Annotated in this window: 12 protein-coding genes; 9 read left to right on the top strand and 3 right to left on the bottom strand. The window is 65.9% G+C overall.

The features are described from left to right. The first annotated feature begins 35 nt into the window (after positions 1-35). Together BR78_RS0118915 and BR78_RS0118910 are read left to right on the top strand one after the other, a co-directional pair. A complete protein-coding gene (locus tag BR78_RS0118915) occupies positions 36-1,526 on the top strand; it encodes an MFS transporter (protein ID WP_081855851.1) in 1,491 nt (496 codons plus the stop codon). Further along, a complete protein-coding gene (locus BR78_RS0118910) occupies positions 1,523-3,154 on the top strand; it encodes a glycoside hydrolase family 43 protein (RefSeq protein ID WP_029937389.1) in 1,632 nt (543 codons plus the stop codon). Before BR78_RS0118915 ends, BR78_RS0118910 begins: the two co-directional genes overlap by 4 nt. Positions 3,155-3,184: 30 nt before the next feature. Here the strand turns inward: BR78_RS0118910 and BR78_RS21090 are convergent, their stop codons facing one another. After that, positions 3,185-3,661 (bottom strand): PilZ domain-containing protein, encoded by a 477-nt coding sequence (locus BR78_RS21090; RefSeq protein WP_051683414.1) that lies wholly within the window; start codon positions 3,659-3,661, stop codon positions 3,185-3,187. Between the two features lie 315 nt (positions 3,662-3,976). On the opposite strand from BR78_RS21090, the gene BR78_RS0118900 reads away from it, so the two are divergent. Then, entirely contained in the window at positions 3,977-5,464 is a 1,488-nt protein-coding gene (locus BR78_RS0118900) for a DEAD/DEAH box helicase (RefSeq protein WP_029937388.1), read from the top strand. 59 nt (positions 5,465-5,523) lie between these two features. On the opposite strand, the gene BR78_RS21085 is transcribed toward BR78_RS0118900, so the two are convergent. Then, positions 5,524-6,432: a tetratricopeptide repeat protein gene (locus tag BR78_RS21085; protein ID WP_029937387.1), complete on the bottom strand. Its 909-nt coding sequence runs from the start codon at positions 6,430-6,432 to the stop codon at positions 5,524-5,526. Between the two features lie 184 nt (positions 6,433-6,616). Here BR78_RS21085 and BR78_RS0118890 point away from each other — a divergent pair, with 184 nt between their 5' ends. The 6 genes from BR78_RS0118890 (at position 6,617) to BR78_RS0118865 (ending at position 12,213) form a co-directional block, all read left to right on the top strand. Then, positions 6,617-7,171 (top strand): F0F1 ATP synthase subunit delta, encoded by a 555-nt coding sequence (locus BR78_RS0118890; protein WP_029937386.1) that lies wholly within the window; start codon positions 6,617-6,619, stop codon positions 7,169-7,171. An 11-nt stretch (positions 7,172-7,182) separates the two neighbouring features. Further along, entirely contained in the window at positions 7,183-8,712 is a 1,530-nt protein-coding gene (atpA, locus tag BR78_RS0118885; protein WP_029937385.1) for a F0F1 ATP synthase subunit alpha, read from the top strand. Positions 8,713-8,813: 101 nt separating this feature from the next. After that, positions 8,814-9,704 carry a F0F1 ATP synthase subunit gamma gene (locus BR78_RS0118880; RefSeq protein ID WP_029937384.1) on the top strand — a complete coding sequence of 297 codons (891 nt, stop codon included), beginning with the start codon at positions 8,814-8,816 and terminating at the stop codon, positions 9,702-9,704. A 32-nt stretch (positions 9,705-9,736) separates the two neighbouring features. After that, a complete protein-coding gene (locus BR78_RS0118875) occupies positions 9,737-10,360 on the top strand; it encodes a hypothetical protein (protein ID WP_156022386.1) in 624 nt (207 codons plus the stop codon). Between the two features lie 2 nt (positions 10,361-10,362). After that, on the top strand, positions 10,363-11,835 hold the full coding sequence (gene atpD / locus BR78_RS0118870; protein WP_029937382.1) for a F0F1 ATP synthase subunit beta: 1,473 nt from the start codon (positions 10,363-10,365) through the stop codon (positions 11,833-11,835). 126 nt (positions 11,836-11,961) lie between these two features. Beyond that, positions 11,962-12,213 carry an ATP synthase F1 subunit epsilon gene (locus BR78_RS0118865; RefSeq protein WP_029937381.1) on the top strand — a complete coding sequence of 84 codons (252 nt, stop codon included), beginning with the start codon at positions 11,962-11,964 and terminating at the stop codon, positions 12,211-12,213. Between the two features lie 3 nt (positions 12,214-12,216). Here the strand turns inward: BR78_RS0118865 and BR78_RS21080 are convergent, their stop codons facing one another. Continuing rightward, complete coding sequence (locus BR78_RS21080; RefSeq protein ID WP_051683413.1) at positions 12,217-12,648, bottom strand: DUF6265 family protein; 432 nt, start codon at positions 12,646-12,648, stop codon at positions 12,217-12,219. Positions 12,649-12,771 lie beyond the last annotated feature (123 nt).

Below are 12,771 nucleotides of genomic sequence, written 5' to 3'. Positions count from 1 at the left end.
GTCTCCGCACGCGCGGAAGGCGCGAGGGAGAGTAGATGGGCTTCTGGCAACGAACCCGCGCACTGCGCTGGTGGATCATCGCGATCGTGATGCTCGGCACGATCATCAACTATCTCGTCCGCCAGACCCTAGGCGTGGTGGTCGCGACCGAGAGCTTCCAGGCCGACGTGCCGATGACCAAGGAGCAATATAGCTGGGTCACCGGCGTGTTCCAGGCGTTCATCATGCTCCAGCCGGTGGTGGGGTACATCCTCGATCGCATCGGCCTGCGCACCGGCATGGCGATCTTCGCCACCGCATGGGCATTGCTCACCTTCGCGCATGGCTGGGTGATGAGCTGGCAAGGGCTGGCGGCATTGCGCGGCGCACTGGGCTTCGCCGAGGGCACTTCGCACACTGCGGGGCTAAAGGTCGTCTCCGAATGGTTTCCCGCGAAGGAGCGCGGGCTGGCGGGCGGCATCTATAATCTCGGCGCCTCGGCGGGCATCGCGATGGCCGGGCCGATCGTCGCGATGGCGATCGTCTGGTGGAACTGGCGCGCGGCCTTCTACGTCGCCGGCGGGCTCGCTTTGCTCTGGGTCGTGCTGTGGCTGCTTTATTACCGCGCGCCCGAGGACCATCCCCGCATCTCCGCCGAGGAGCGCGCGCTGATCGAATCCGGGCAAGAAGCGCATGTCCAGGCGACCGGCGAGAAGCCGCGCGTGCTCTCGCTGCTTGGGCGGCGGAATTTCTGGGGCATCGCTTTGCCCCGCTTCCTCGCGGACCCCACCTGGGCGACCTTGACCTTCTGGCTGCCGCTTTATCTGAGCGAAGTCCGCGGCTTCAATCTGAGCGAGCTCGCGATCGCGGTGGTGCTCCCCTTCGTCGCCGCCGATATCGGCTGCCTGTTCGGCCCCTTCCTCGTGCTCCAGCTCGAGCGCCGCGGCATCGCACTGATCGACGCGCGGCGCTGGACCTTCACGATCGGCGCACTGATGATGACGAGCATGCTGTTCGTCGGCGGCGTCACTAGTCCCTATGCCGCCGTGGCTTTGCTCAGCATCGGCGCCTTCGCGCACCAGACGCTGTCGGTCACCTGCATCACCATGGCGAGCGATCTGTTCCCCAAGAACGAGGTCGGCACCGTCGCGGGCATGGCGGGGGCGACGGCCAATCTCGGCGTGCTGATCTTCACTTTGCTGATCGGGGCGCTGGTGGTGCGCATCGGCTATGATCCGTTCTTCATTGCCTTGGGCGTGCTCGATCTGATCGCCGCCGCCTTGCTCTGGACGCTGGTGCGCAAGCCCGGGCAGGACCAGGGGCGCGAGAGCGGCTGGATCCCGATCGTGCTGGGCGCGATTCTCTCGGGCGGGCTGACGCTCTTCTACGCGAGCGGCATCGCGCCGGTGCCGTGCGATGGTCTGTTCACCAGCTTCAGTGCGTGCGAAGTGCCGATCGCGATGCGCGGCATCTGGGGTTTCGGGCTGGCGCTCGCCCTGCTCGGCCTGGTCATCGAGGTCCGCGCCCGGAGGACTCGCGCCGCATGATCCGCAACCCGATTCTGCCCGGCTTCAATCCCGATCCCTCGATCTGCCGCGTCGGCGACGATTATTACATCGCCACTTCGACCTTCGAATGGTTTCCCGGCGTCCAGATCCACCATTCGCGCGACCTCGCCAACTGGCGCCTGATCGCCCGCCCGCTCGTTCGCGCGCGCCAGCTCGACATGCGCGGCGATCCCGACAGCTGCGGCGTCTGGGCGCCCGACATCAGCCATGACGGGGAGCGCTTCTGGCTGATCTATACCGATGTGAAGCGCTATGGCCGCACTACCGTCGGCGGCGCGTCGGGCGCGAGCCTGCGCGATTTCCACAATTACCTAGTCACCTGCGACACGATCGATGGCGACTGGTCCGATCCCGTCCACCTCAATTCGAGCGGGTTCGATCCGGCGCTGTTCCATGACGACGACGGACGGAAGTATCTGGTCAACCAGCTCTGGGATCACCGCCCCGACCGCAATCGCTTCGCCGGGATCGTGCTGCAGGAATATTCGCCCGCGGAACGGCGGCTGATCGGCGAGCGCGTCAACATATTTCCCGGCACCGCGCTCGGCCTCACCGAGGCGCCGCACCTCTACAGAAGGGGCGGATATTATCATCTGCTCGTCGCGGAGGGCGGCACCGGCTGGGACCATGCCGTAACGATGGCCCGCGCGAAGCAAATAAGCGGTCCATACGAACTGCATCCCGACATCCACATCCTGAGCAGCCGCAACCGGCCCGACCCGCCGCTGCAGCGCGCGGGCCATGCCGATCTGGTCGAAACGCCCGACGGCCGGACGTACATGGCCTATCTCTGCGGCCGTCCGCTGCCCAATCGCGGCCGCTGCATCCTTGGCCGCGAGACCGCGATCCAGCCGATGATCTGGGCCGAGGATGGCTGGCTCTATACCGAAGACCGCAGCGGCATGCCGGTGCTCGAAGCGCCTGCGCTCGATGTCGCACATTCGCCGCCGCGCGAGACCGAAGCCCGTTATGATTTCGACAGCGCCGTGCTCCCGCTCGATCTGCAATGGCTCCGCACCCCCGAACCCGAGCGCATCTTCAGCCTGACCGCGCGCCCGGGCCATCTCCGCCTCTACGGGCGCGAGACGATCGGCAGCCTGTTCACGCAGGCGGTGGTCGCGCGGCGCCAGCAGGATTTCTGCTATTCGGCATCCTGCGCGATGGAATTCGCGCCGGAGCATTTCCAGCAGGCGGCGGGACTGGTCGCTTATTACAACGGCGCCAAATTCCATTACCTTCATGTCAGCCATGACGACGAAATCGGCCGCCACATCCGCGTGATGTCCGCGCTGCCCGATTCGCCCGAGGCCGACGCCTTCACCGCGCCGATCGCGATCCCGGAGGGTCGGATCGAGCTGCGCGTGGAGGTGGACTTCGAACGCCTGCGCTTCGCCTTCCGTGCCGAAGGCGACGACTGGACCTGGCTTCCCGAGCAGTTCGACGCGAGCATTCTCTCCGACGAGGCGACTCAGCCGGGCCTGCCCAACTTCACCGGCGCGTTCGTGGGAATGGCGTGTCAGGATATGGCAGGTACGGGACGCGCCGCCGATTTCGATTGGTTCGACTATCGCGAGCGGCCCTATCAGACGGATCCAAAGCGGGATTAGGTCGTCAGCTATCGGGCGTTGGTTTGCCGGCTAGTTGCCGAGGAATTCCCGGATCGCTTCGACCAGCTTCTGCTTGCGGTTGTGCCGCGATGGTGGAACGTCGTGCCTGACGCTTTCGGCTGCTTTGGGCGCTGCGGGCTGGGCGCGCCCAAGCCGCTCGCGAAGCGCGGTTTCCAGATTGGCCAGCACTTCCTGATGCCCCTGGAACGCGCGTGCCATTTTCGACTGCGGAAGCGGGACGAGGAACTCGCAGCCGTGGCGGCGGCCTTCGCGCCAGACCACCTGCGCCTCGCGGGATCCTGCACCCGACAGGCCGATCGCCACCAGCGTGCCCGAGGGGAATTCCTCTTCCGAGACGAACAGGAAACCGGTGCGCGAGAAATTGTCGACCAGCACTTCGAACGGCCTGCCGTCGGCGCCCCGCAGCGTGCTCTCGCTCGCGACATGGAAGCGGATCGCCCCGCGCGGATCGACTTCGCCAAGAACTTCCAGACGCGCGACGAGCACAGCGCATTCCCCAAAACTACAGGAGCATCCGGGCTACGCGGCGATTGGTTAAGAAAGTCTTGCGATTGGCGGTTTAGCTCCCGGAAACCAACGCAAATACGGCGCGGATTGACTTATGGCAGCTTTGCTACCATATGGCCGCCCAGCGAGGCATCATGCAGCGTGATCGGACGAAGCCTGTATTGGCCCCCGTCCCGGCTCTGCCTCGGTTGATTTCACGGCTTCCCTAGTCACGCGGGTCGTCAATTTTTTTGACCCCGCCTTCGTGCGCCCATTTTCCGTGCGCGCCCGCTGGCCGTATTCGTAAGGTCCATAATGCAATTCAAAGAACTCGGTCTCTCGCAGACCGTTCTCGCCGCGCTTGCCGCCAAGGGCTATAGCGAGGCGACGCCGATCCAGGCACAGTCGATCCCGTCGCTGCTCGAAGGCCGCGACCTGCTCGGCATCGCCCAGACCGGCACCGGCAAGACCGCCGCTTTCATGCTTCCCTCGATCGATCGGCTGATCGCATCGGGCAAGCGCGCCCAGCCGCGTGGCTGCCGCATGCTCGTCCTCGCGCCGACGCGCGAGCTCGCCAGCCAGATCGCCGACAATGCCCGGCATTATGCCAAGGGCACGCCGCTTTCGGTCGCCACCATCTTCGGCGGCACGTCCATTCACAAGAACAAGACCGATCTCGCCCGCGGCGTCGACATCGTCGTCGCCACCCCGGGCCGTCTCGTCGATCTGATGGATCAGCACTACGCGATCCTGCTCGGCATCGAGATCCTCGTGCTCGACGAAGCCGACCAGATGATGGATCTCGGCTTCATCCACGCCCTCAAGCGGATCGTCCGCGATCTGCCGTCGAAGCGCCAGACTCTGTTCTTCTCGGCAACGATGCCCAAGACCATCCGCGAGCTCGCCGGCCAGTTCATCAAGGACCCGGTCGAAGTGAAGGTCACGCCCGAGGCGACCACTGCCGAGCGCGTCGAGCAGCACGTCACCTTCGTGGCGCAGGCCGAGAAGCAGGCGCTGCTGACGATGGCATTGCGCGATCCGAGCATCGACCGCGCATTGGTATTCACGCGCACCAAGCATGGCGCCGACCGTGTCGTCCGCCTGCTCGGGGGTAACGGCATCGCCGCCAATGCAATCCACGGCAACAAGAGCCAGCCCCAGCGCGAGCGTGCGCTTGGTGAGTTCCGTTCGGGCAAGGTCAAGATTCTCGTCGCGACCGACATCGCCGCGCGCGGCATCGACGTTTCGGGCGTCAGCCACGTGTTCAACTTCGAGCTTCCCAACGTGCCGGATCAGTATGTCCACCGCATCGGCCGCACCGCGCGCGCCGGCGCGACCGGCCTCGCCATCAGCTATTGCGCCGATGACGAGCGTCCGTACCTGAAGGATATCGAGCGGCTGACGCGCCAGAAGCTGACCGTCCAGCCGCTGCCGGCCGACTTCGTCAACGAAGCGAACAAGATCAAGTCGACTCGTCAGCCGACGCCGATGAGCCGCGACGAGGCGAACGGCCGCAATGGCCGCGCGATGCAGCATGGCCGCCCCGGCGGCGGGCAGCGTCATGGCCAAGGCCAGGGCGGCCAGCATCGTGGCGAACGCCGCGACGGGCAGCCTCATGGTGAGCGCCGCGACGACAATCGCCGCCAGGGCCAGCCCGGCGGCGCGTCGGGCGAGCAGCGCCGTCACGACGGCCCGCGCAGCGATCAGCCACGCGGCGACGCTCCCCGCAACTATGCGCGCCCCAAAGGCAAGTTCCACGCTCGGCCGGCCCGCCCCGCCAATGCAGGCGGCCGCGGGCGCTAACTGACTCCTTCCTCCCGCATTGCCCTCTCCCGCGAAAGCGGGAGAGGGCTATATCTTGATCAACCCCGTTTCCGCTTCGCGCGCTCCTGCGCGTCGGCGCGACCCTCGACCAGCCGCGTCGCCCGCGTGAACCCCTCGCGGCCCTCGTTCGCGCCGGCGAGCGCCGCGTCCTGATACAGGCCGAGCGCCTTCTCATAGTCCCCGCGCTGCTCGGCGCAGAGCCCCAGATTGAACAGCAGCGAGGGATATCCCGCCGCCTCGGTCTGCATCACCTCCCAGCCCCTGCACGCGCCTTGCGGATCGCGCTTGGTCAGTTTGACCAGCTCCTTGAAGCGATTGGCGACGTCCTTCGAAAGCCCCTTGGTATTCTCGCGCACGCGGATCTTGTAGGTGTCGACATGCGGCACGAGATCGCCGCGCAGCGATCCGGCGATATCGCGGATCGCGCCCTCGATCACATCCTCGGTGGTACGCTCCGGACTATTGCCGCGGCACCATTCCACTTCCTCGCGGAAGGGCTTGGGCTGCGAATAGAGGATGCGGCCGTCGGTGTTGCGGACGATGCGGATGTCGGCCTTGATGTCGATGATCCGGCGCTTGCACCCGATCTCGACCTGCTCTTCCTTGAGGCATTTGCCCTTGTCGTCCTTGGAGACGCACTGCTTCTCCTTCTTGCGGAAACTGCTTTCGTCGACGCCCGAGGAGATGCTTCCCGAGATCGATCCCTCGGCTGTATCGCGCCCGGTACGCCCGCCGAGCAGCTCGAATTGGCTTCCGCCCAGCGCGCGCTCGATCGCGATCTGCAGCGCCGTGCCGTCGCTCCCGCCGAAGCGATCGACTGAGATCGATTCGAGGAAGCTCGCCTCGCGGTTGTTCGCGGGAAATTCGCCGGTGATCTCCAGCACTTCGCCTTGCGCCGCGCCGGCCCATGCCAGCACGCCTGCGACGAGCAACGCCTTGCGCTTCATTATCTGCCCCCTGTTTCCGGCCCCCGGACGCAAAGCAACATCTCTGCGCGCGCTTGTCCAGAGGACTCGGGTTGCATCCCCGTGACACCGATGCTAACCGCGCCGCGACCCATCGGGGCGCCCTCTGGCGTGCCCCTTTTTTGCATGGGGCCAATTCCGAACCCTCCAAGAGGAACCGACACGCGTGGAGAATTCCGGCGGTATTCAGGCCAGTCTAAGCGGACGCTATGCAACCGCCCTGTTCGAGCTTGCGCGTGATTCGAAGGCCTTGCCCAAGGTCGAGGCCAGCCTCGCCACGGTGCAGCAGGCCCTCGGCGAATCGGCTGATTTCAAGGCGCTGACCACCAGCCCGCTGATCGCCCGCGGCCCCGCCGCCAAGGCCGTCGCGGCAACCGCGGCTTCGCTCAAGCTGGATCAGACGACCACCAATTTCCTCGGCGTGCTCGCGCAGAACCGTCGCCTCGGCCAGCTGCCCGCGATCATCCGCGCGTTTCGCCAGCTGGCCGCGGCGCATCGCGGCGAGACCACTGCCGAAGTGACGTCGGCGCACCCGCTCGACGCCGCGCAGGTCGACGCGCTCAAGGCACAGCTGCGCACCCGGCTCGGCCGCGACGTCAATGTCGACCTCTCGGTCGATCCCTCGCTCCTCGGCGGGCTGGTCGTGAAGATCGGCAGCCAGATGATCGATTCGTCGATCAAGACCCGTTTGAACTCCCTCGCGCACGCGATGAAAGGCTGAAGGCTAACACCATGGATATCCGCGCCGCAGAAATCTCCAAGGTCATCAAGGATCAGATCGCCAGCTTCGGCACCGACGCCGAGGTTTCGGAGACCGGTCAGGTGCTCAGCGTCGGTGACGGCATCGCGCGCATCCACGGGCTGGACAATGTCCAGGCCGGCGAGATGGTCGAGTTCGCCAACGGCGTGCAGGGCATGGCGCTCAATCTCGAGGCCGACAATGTCGGCGTCGTGATCTTCGGCTCGGACGCCGAGATCAAGGAAGGCGACACCGTCAAGCGCACCGGCACGATCGTCGACGTCCCGGTCGGCAAGGGCCTGCTCGGCCGCGTCGTGGACGGCCTCGGCAATCCGATCGACGGCAAGGGCCCGATCGTCACCGACCAGCGTTCGCGCGTCGAAGTGAAGGCGCCGGGCATCATCCCGCGCCAGTCGGTCAGCGAGCCGATGCAGTCGGGCCTCAAGGCGATCGACGCGCTCGTCCCCGTCGGCCGCGGCCAGCGCGAGCTGATCATCGGCGATCGCCAGACCGGCAAGTCGGCCGTCGCGATCGACACCTTCATCAACCAGAAGGGCGTCAATTCCGGCGACGACGAGTCGAAGAAGCTCTACTGCGTCTATGTCGCGGTCGGCCAGAAGCGCTCGACCGTGGCGCAGCTGGTCAAGACGCTCGAAGAGAATGGCGCGATGGAATATTCGATCGTGGTCGCCGCGACCGCGTCGGAGCCCGCCCCGCTGCAGTTCCTCGCGCCCTATACCGGCACTGCGATGGGCGAGTATTTCCGCGACAATGGCATGCACGCGCTGATCGTGTTCGACGATCTCTCGAAGCAGGCGGTCGCCTATCGCCAGATGTCGCTGCTGCTGCGCCGCCCCCCGGGCCGCGAAGCCTATCCGGGCGACGTCTTCTATCTCCACTCGCGCCTGCTCGAGCGTGCGGCGAAGATGTCGGATGCTATGGGCGGCGGTTCGCTGACCGCGCTGCCGATCATCGAGACGCAGGCGGGCGACGTTTCGGCGTACATCCCGACCAACGTGATCTCGATCACCGACGGCCAGATCTTCCTCGAGACCGACCTGTTCTTCGCGGGCATCCGCCCGGCGATCAACGTGGGTCTGTCGGTGTCGCGCGTCGGCTCGGCCGCGCAGACCAAGGCGATGAAGAAGGTCGCCGGCTCGATCAAGCTCGAGCTCGCCCAGTATCGCGAGATGGCGGCGTTCGCGCAGTTCGGTTCGGACCTCGACGCTTCGACCCAGCGCCTGCTGAACCGCGGTGCGCGCCTGACCGAACTGCTCAAGCAGCCGCAATTCTCGCCGCTGCCCTTCGAAGAGCAGACCGTGTCGATCTTCGCGGGCACGCAGGGCTTCCTCGACGGAATCGCGACGCAGGACGTGGTGCGCTACGAGCAGGCGATGCTCGCCGAGATGCGCTCGAAGCACGCCGGCATCCTGACCGCGATCCGCGACAGCAAGGATCTGAAGGACGACGTCCGCGACCAGCTCAAGGCCGCGCTGACCGAGTTCGGCAAGACGTTCGCGTAATCCTCTAGTGCTCCTGCGAAAGCAGGAGCCCAGAGTCGCAAACGACTCGCTCGATTACCCTGGGCCCCTGCTTTCGCAGGGGCACGAGAAGGAAGAAAGCGTTGGCCTCTCTCAAGGCACTCAAGATCCGCATCGGCTCGGTGAAGTCGACGCAGAAGATCACCAAGGCGATGAAGATGGTCGCCGCCGCCAAGCTGCGCCGTGCGCAGGAGGCGGCGGAAGCTGGCCGTCCCTACGCCCAGCGCCTCGAGAGCGTGGTCGCCAGCCTCGCCTCCAAGGTGACGGTGAGCGAATCGTCGCACAAGCTGCTCGCCGGCACCGGCAAGGACCAGGTCCATCTGTTCGTGGTCGCAACCTCGGACAAGGGTCTTGCCGGCGCGTTCAACACCAACATCGCCCGCCTCGCCCGCCGCCGCGCGCACGAGCTGATCGCCGAGGGCAAGACGGTGAAGTTCTACACGGTCGGCCGCAAGGGTCGCGCAGTGCTGAACCGGCTGTTCCCCAAAAGCTTCGTCCACTCGATCGAGCCGGGCGATCTCGGCAAGCTCGGCTTCGCCGATGCCCGCGCTTATGCCGACGATCTGATCGCGCGCTTCGAGGCAGGCGAGTTCGACGTCGCACACCTGTTCTATTCGCACTTCAAGTCGGTGCTGACGCAGGAACCGACCGAGCAGCAGATCATCCCGGTCGCGCCGAGCTCGGTGCCCGAGGGCACGGTGCCCAGCACCGCCGCCCAGGCCGCGGTGATCTACGAGCCCGACGAGGAAGCGATCCTCGCCGACCTGCTGCCGCGCAACGTCGCGATCCAGCTCTATCGCGCAATGCGCGAGAACGCCGCATCGGAGCAGGGCAGCAAGATGACCGCGATGGACAACGCCACGCGCAACGCCGGCGATCTCATAAAGCGGCTGTCGATCCAGTATAACCGTGCCCGCCAGGCCGCGATCACGACCGAGCTGGTCGAGATCATCTCGGGAGCCGAGGCACTCTGATGCGCCTGGACGTATCCCTCTTGCTGGCATCCGTGAGCCTCGCGCTCGCGGGCTGCGGCGGCGCATCCGCGCCCGAGGGGGCGTTCAATGAAGCACAGGCCCAGGCCGCCGGCGTCGCACCCGATCCCGAAAAGGCGATGTCGGATCGCTGGACGGGGATGTTCACCGATCCTGCCGCGATCGTCGCCGCCGCCAATGAATTCGGCTACAAGATCGACGGTTACAAGCCGACCGGCAACGCGGCCTTCCGTGCTGCGGGCGTAGAGCAGACGCTGCCCGACGCCACGGCGCCGGTCGTGATCAAGACCGGCTTCACCGCCAGCGGCGGCGCCGCCGAGCGTGTCGATACGATCGTCTTCACCTTCGATATCGACGTGAAGCGCGAGCCCAGGTCGAAGACAGAGGCCGAGATCGGCCGCACGCCGGATCGCATCGTGCGCGGCTTCCTCTCGCGTTTCGGGGTCGGTCCCGGCGACGAGATCCGGGCCGCACTCAACAATCGGCAATCCGCCTCGGCGACGCTGCACCGCGTGGCGACGCTCAGCGTCGAGGCCCAGCCGCTTCCCGGTGCCGGACCAAAAAGCCGCCGAGTCACCGTGCGCATCGTCCGTCAGGCCCTGGCCACACCGCAACAGAATCCAACCGCAAGGAAGTGAAGATGGCAACCGCCGCACTCGACCGCCCCGCCACGGGCACCAATAACGTAGGCCGCATCTCGCAGGTCATCGGCGCCGTCGTCGACGTGTCGTTCGATGGCGGCGTGCTGCCCGCCATTCTCTCGGCGCTCGAGACCGACAACAATGGCAATCGCCTCGTCCTCGAGGTCGCCCAGCACCTCGGCGAGAACACCGTCCGCACGATCGCGATGGACGCGACCGAGGGCCTGACCCGCGGCCAGTCGGTCACCGACACCGGCTCGCAGATCCGCGTCCCCGTCGGTCCGAAGACGCTCGGCCGCATCCTCAACGTCATCGGCGAGCCGATCGACGAGCGCGGCCCGGTCGATACTGATCTGACTTCACCGATCCACGCCGAGGCCCCGCTCTTCGTCGACCAGTCGACCGAGAGCAGCATCCTCGTCACCGGCATCAAGGTGATCGACTTGCTCGCGCCTTATGCGAAGGGCGGCAAGATCGGCCTGTTCGGCGGCGCCGGCGTGGGCAAGACCGTGCTCATCCAGGAATTGATCAACAACATCGCCAAGGGCCATGGCGGCACCTCGGTGTTCGCGGGCGTCGGTGAGCGTACCCGTGAGGGCAACGATCTCTATCACGAGTTCCTCGACGCAGGTGTCATCGCCAAGGACGCCGACGGCAACGCGCAGTCGGAAGGCTCGAAGGTCGCCCTGGTCTACGGCCAGATGAACGAGCCGCCGGGCGCCCGCGCCCGCGTCGCGCTCTCGGGCCTGACGATCGCAGAATATTTCCGCGACGTCGAAGGCCAGGACGTTCTGTTCTTCGTCGACAACATCTTCCGCTTCACCCAGGCGGGCGCCGAAGTGTCGGCGCTGCTCGGCCGCATCCCATCGGCGGTGGGCTATCAGCCGACCCTGTCGACCGACATGGGCGCGCTGCAGGAGCGCATCACGTCGACCAACAAGGGCTCGATCACGTCGGTGCAGGCCGTGTACGTCCCCGCCGACGATCTTACCGATCCGGCGCCGGCTACCTCGTTCGCCCACTTGGACGCGACGACCGTGCTCAACCGCGCGATCTCGGAGCTCGGCATCTACCCGGCGGTGGATCCGCTCGACTCGACCAGCCGCGTGCTCGAGCCGCGCGTCGTCGGCCAGGAGCATTACGAGACCGCCCGCGCCGTTCAGGCGACACTGCAGAAGTACAAGTCGCTGCAGGACATCATCGCGATCCTCGGCATGGACGAGCTTTCGGAAGAGGATAAGCTGACCGTCTCGCGCGCCCGCAAGATCCAGCGCTTCCTCTCGCAGCCCTTCCACGTCGCCGAAGTGTTCACCGGCATCCCCGGTGCGTTCGTGCAGATCGAGGACACCATCAAGTCGTTCAAGGCGGTGGTGAACGGCGAGTACGACCACCTGCCGGAAGCCGCCTTCTACATGGTCGGCGGCATCGACCAGGCGGTCGAGAAGGCCAAGAAGCTCGCCGGCGAGGCGTAACTTGGAACTCTCCCTCTCTCCGCTTGCGGGGAGAGGGCCGGGGAGAGGGGCCTGTACGCAGGCGCGTCGCTCTCCCCCTCTCCCCTGCCCTCTCCCCTGAAGGGGAGAGGGAGTGAAGGTAAGAAAATGCTGCACTTCGAACTCGTCACACCCGAACGTCTCGTCCGCTCCGAGGAGGTGCACATGGTCGTCGTCCCCGGCACCGAGGGCGATTTCGGCGTGCTCGAAGGGCATGCGCCTTTGATGTCGACGATCCGCGACGGCAATCTCGAAATCTACAAGACCGGCGCCACCACGCCCGAGACGATCCGCATCGAAGGCGGCTTCGCCGAGGTCAACGAGCGCGGCCTGACCGTCCTCGCCGAAAAGGCCGAATAGGCATTATTCCGGCGTGCGGCGAAACGCCCACCGCATCGCCTTGCTGCCGTCGAGCAGCGAAATCTCCGCCATCAGCGCCTCCCCCTCGCGCCAATAGCGCACGCGTTGGGGATAATCGTGCGCGGCATCCTCGAACACGACCGATCGCGCCGCCGGATCGAATTTGCGCATCGGGAAGTCCGCGGCCTTCTGGCCGGCGGGCTCGGCGTGGAAAACCGTCCCGGATTCGCCGACGATGATCGTCATCGCCTCGTTGGTCTTCACGAACGTGCCCGCGCGCGTGGTGCCGGCGCCCTGCATCCGGCCCTTGTCCATCGGCTTCCAGGTCTCACACGTCGTCGCACCGTTTCTGGGTTCGGTGCACCAATTGCCGACCAGCCAGCCGAAATCGGGGGTCTGCGCGTCGAGCAGTAGCGGGGCTAGTATCAGCAACATGGCAACCTCGTCGAAGAGGGAGACGCAAGCTCTCACAAGCGAGGCCTGGGTGCAATTGCCCGCGCGGGTTACGCCGTGGTTAGGCAATTCTAAAGTCTTGGTGGCTAAGCCTTCCCTATTGCG

Source organism: Sphingomonas sp. UNC305MFCol5.2, assembly GCF_000712135.1.
In the GTDB taxonomy this organism is placed as follows: Bacteria; Pseudomonadota; Alphaproteobacteria; order Sphingomonadales; family Sphingomonadaceae; genus Sphingomonas.
This window is presented reverse-complemented; position numbering and strand designations above follow the sequence as displayed.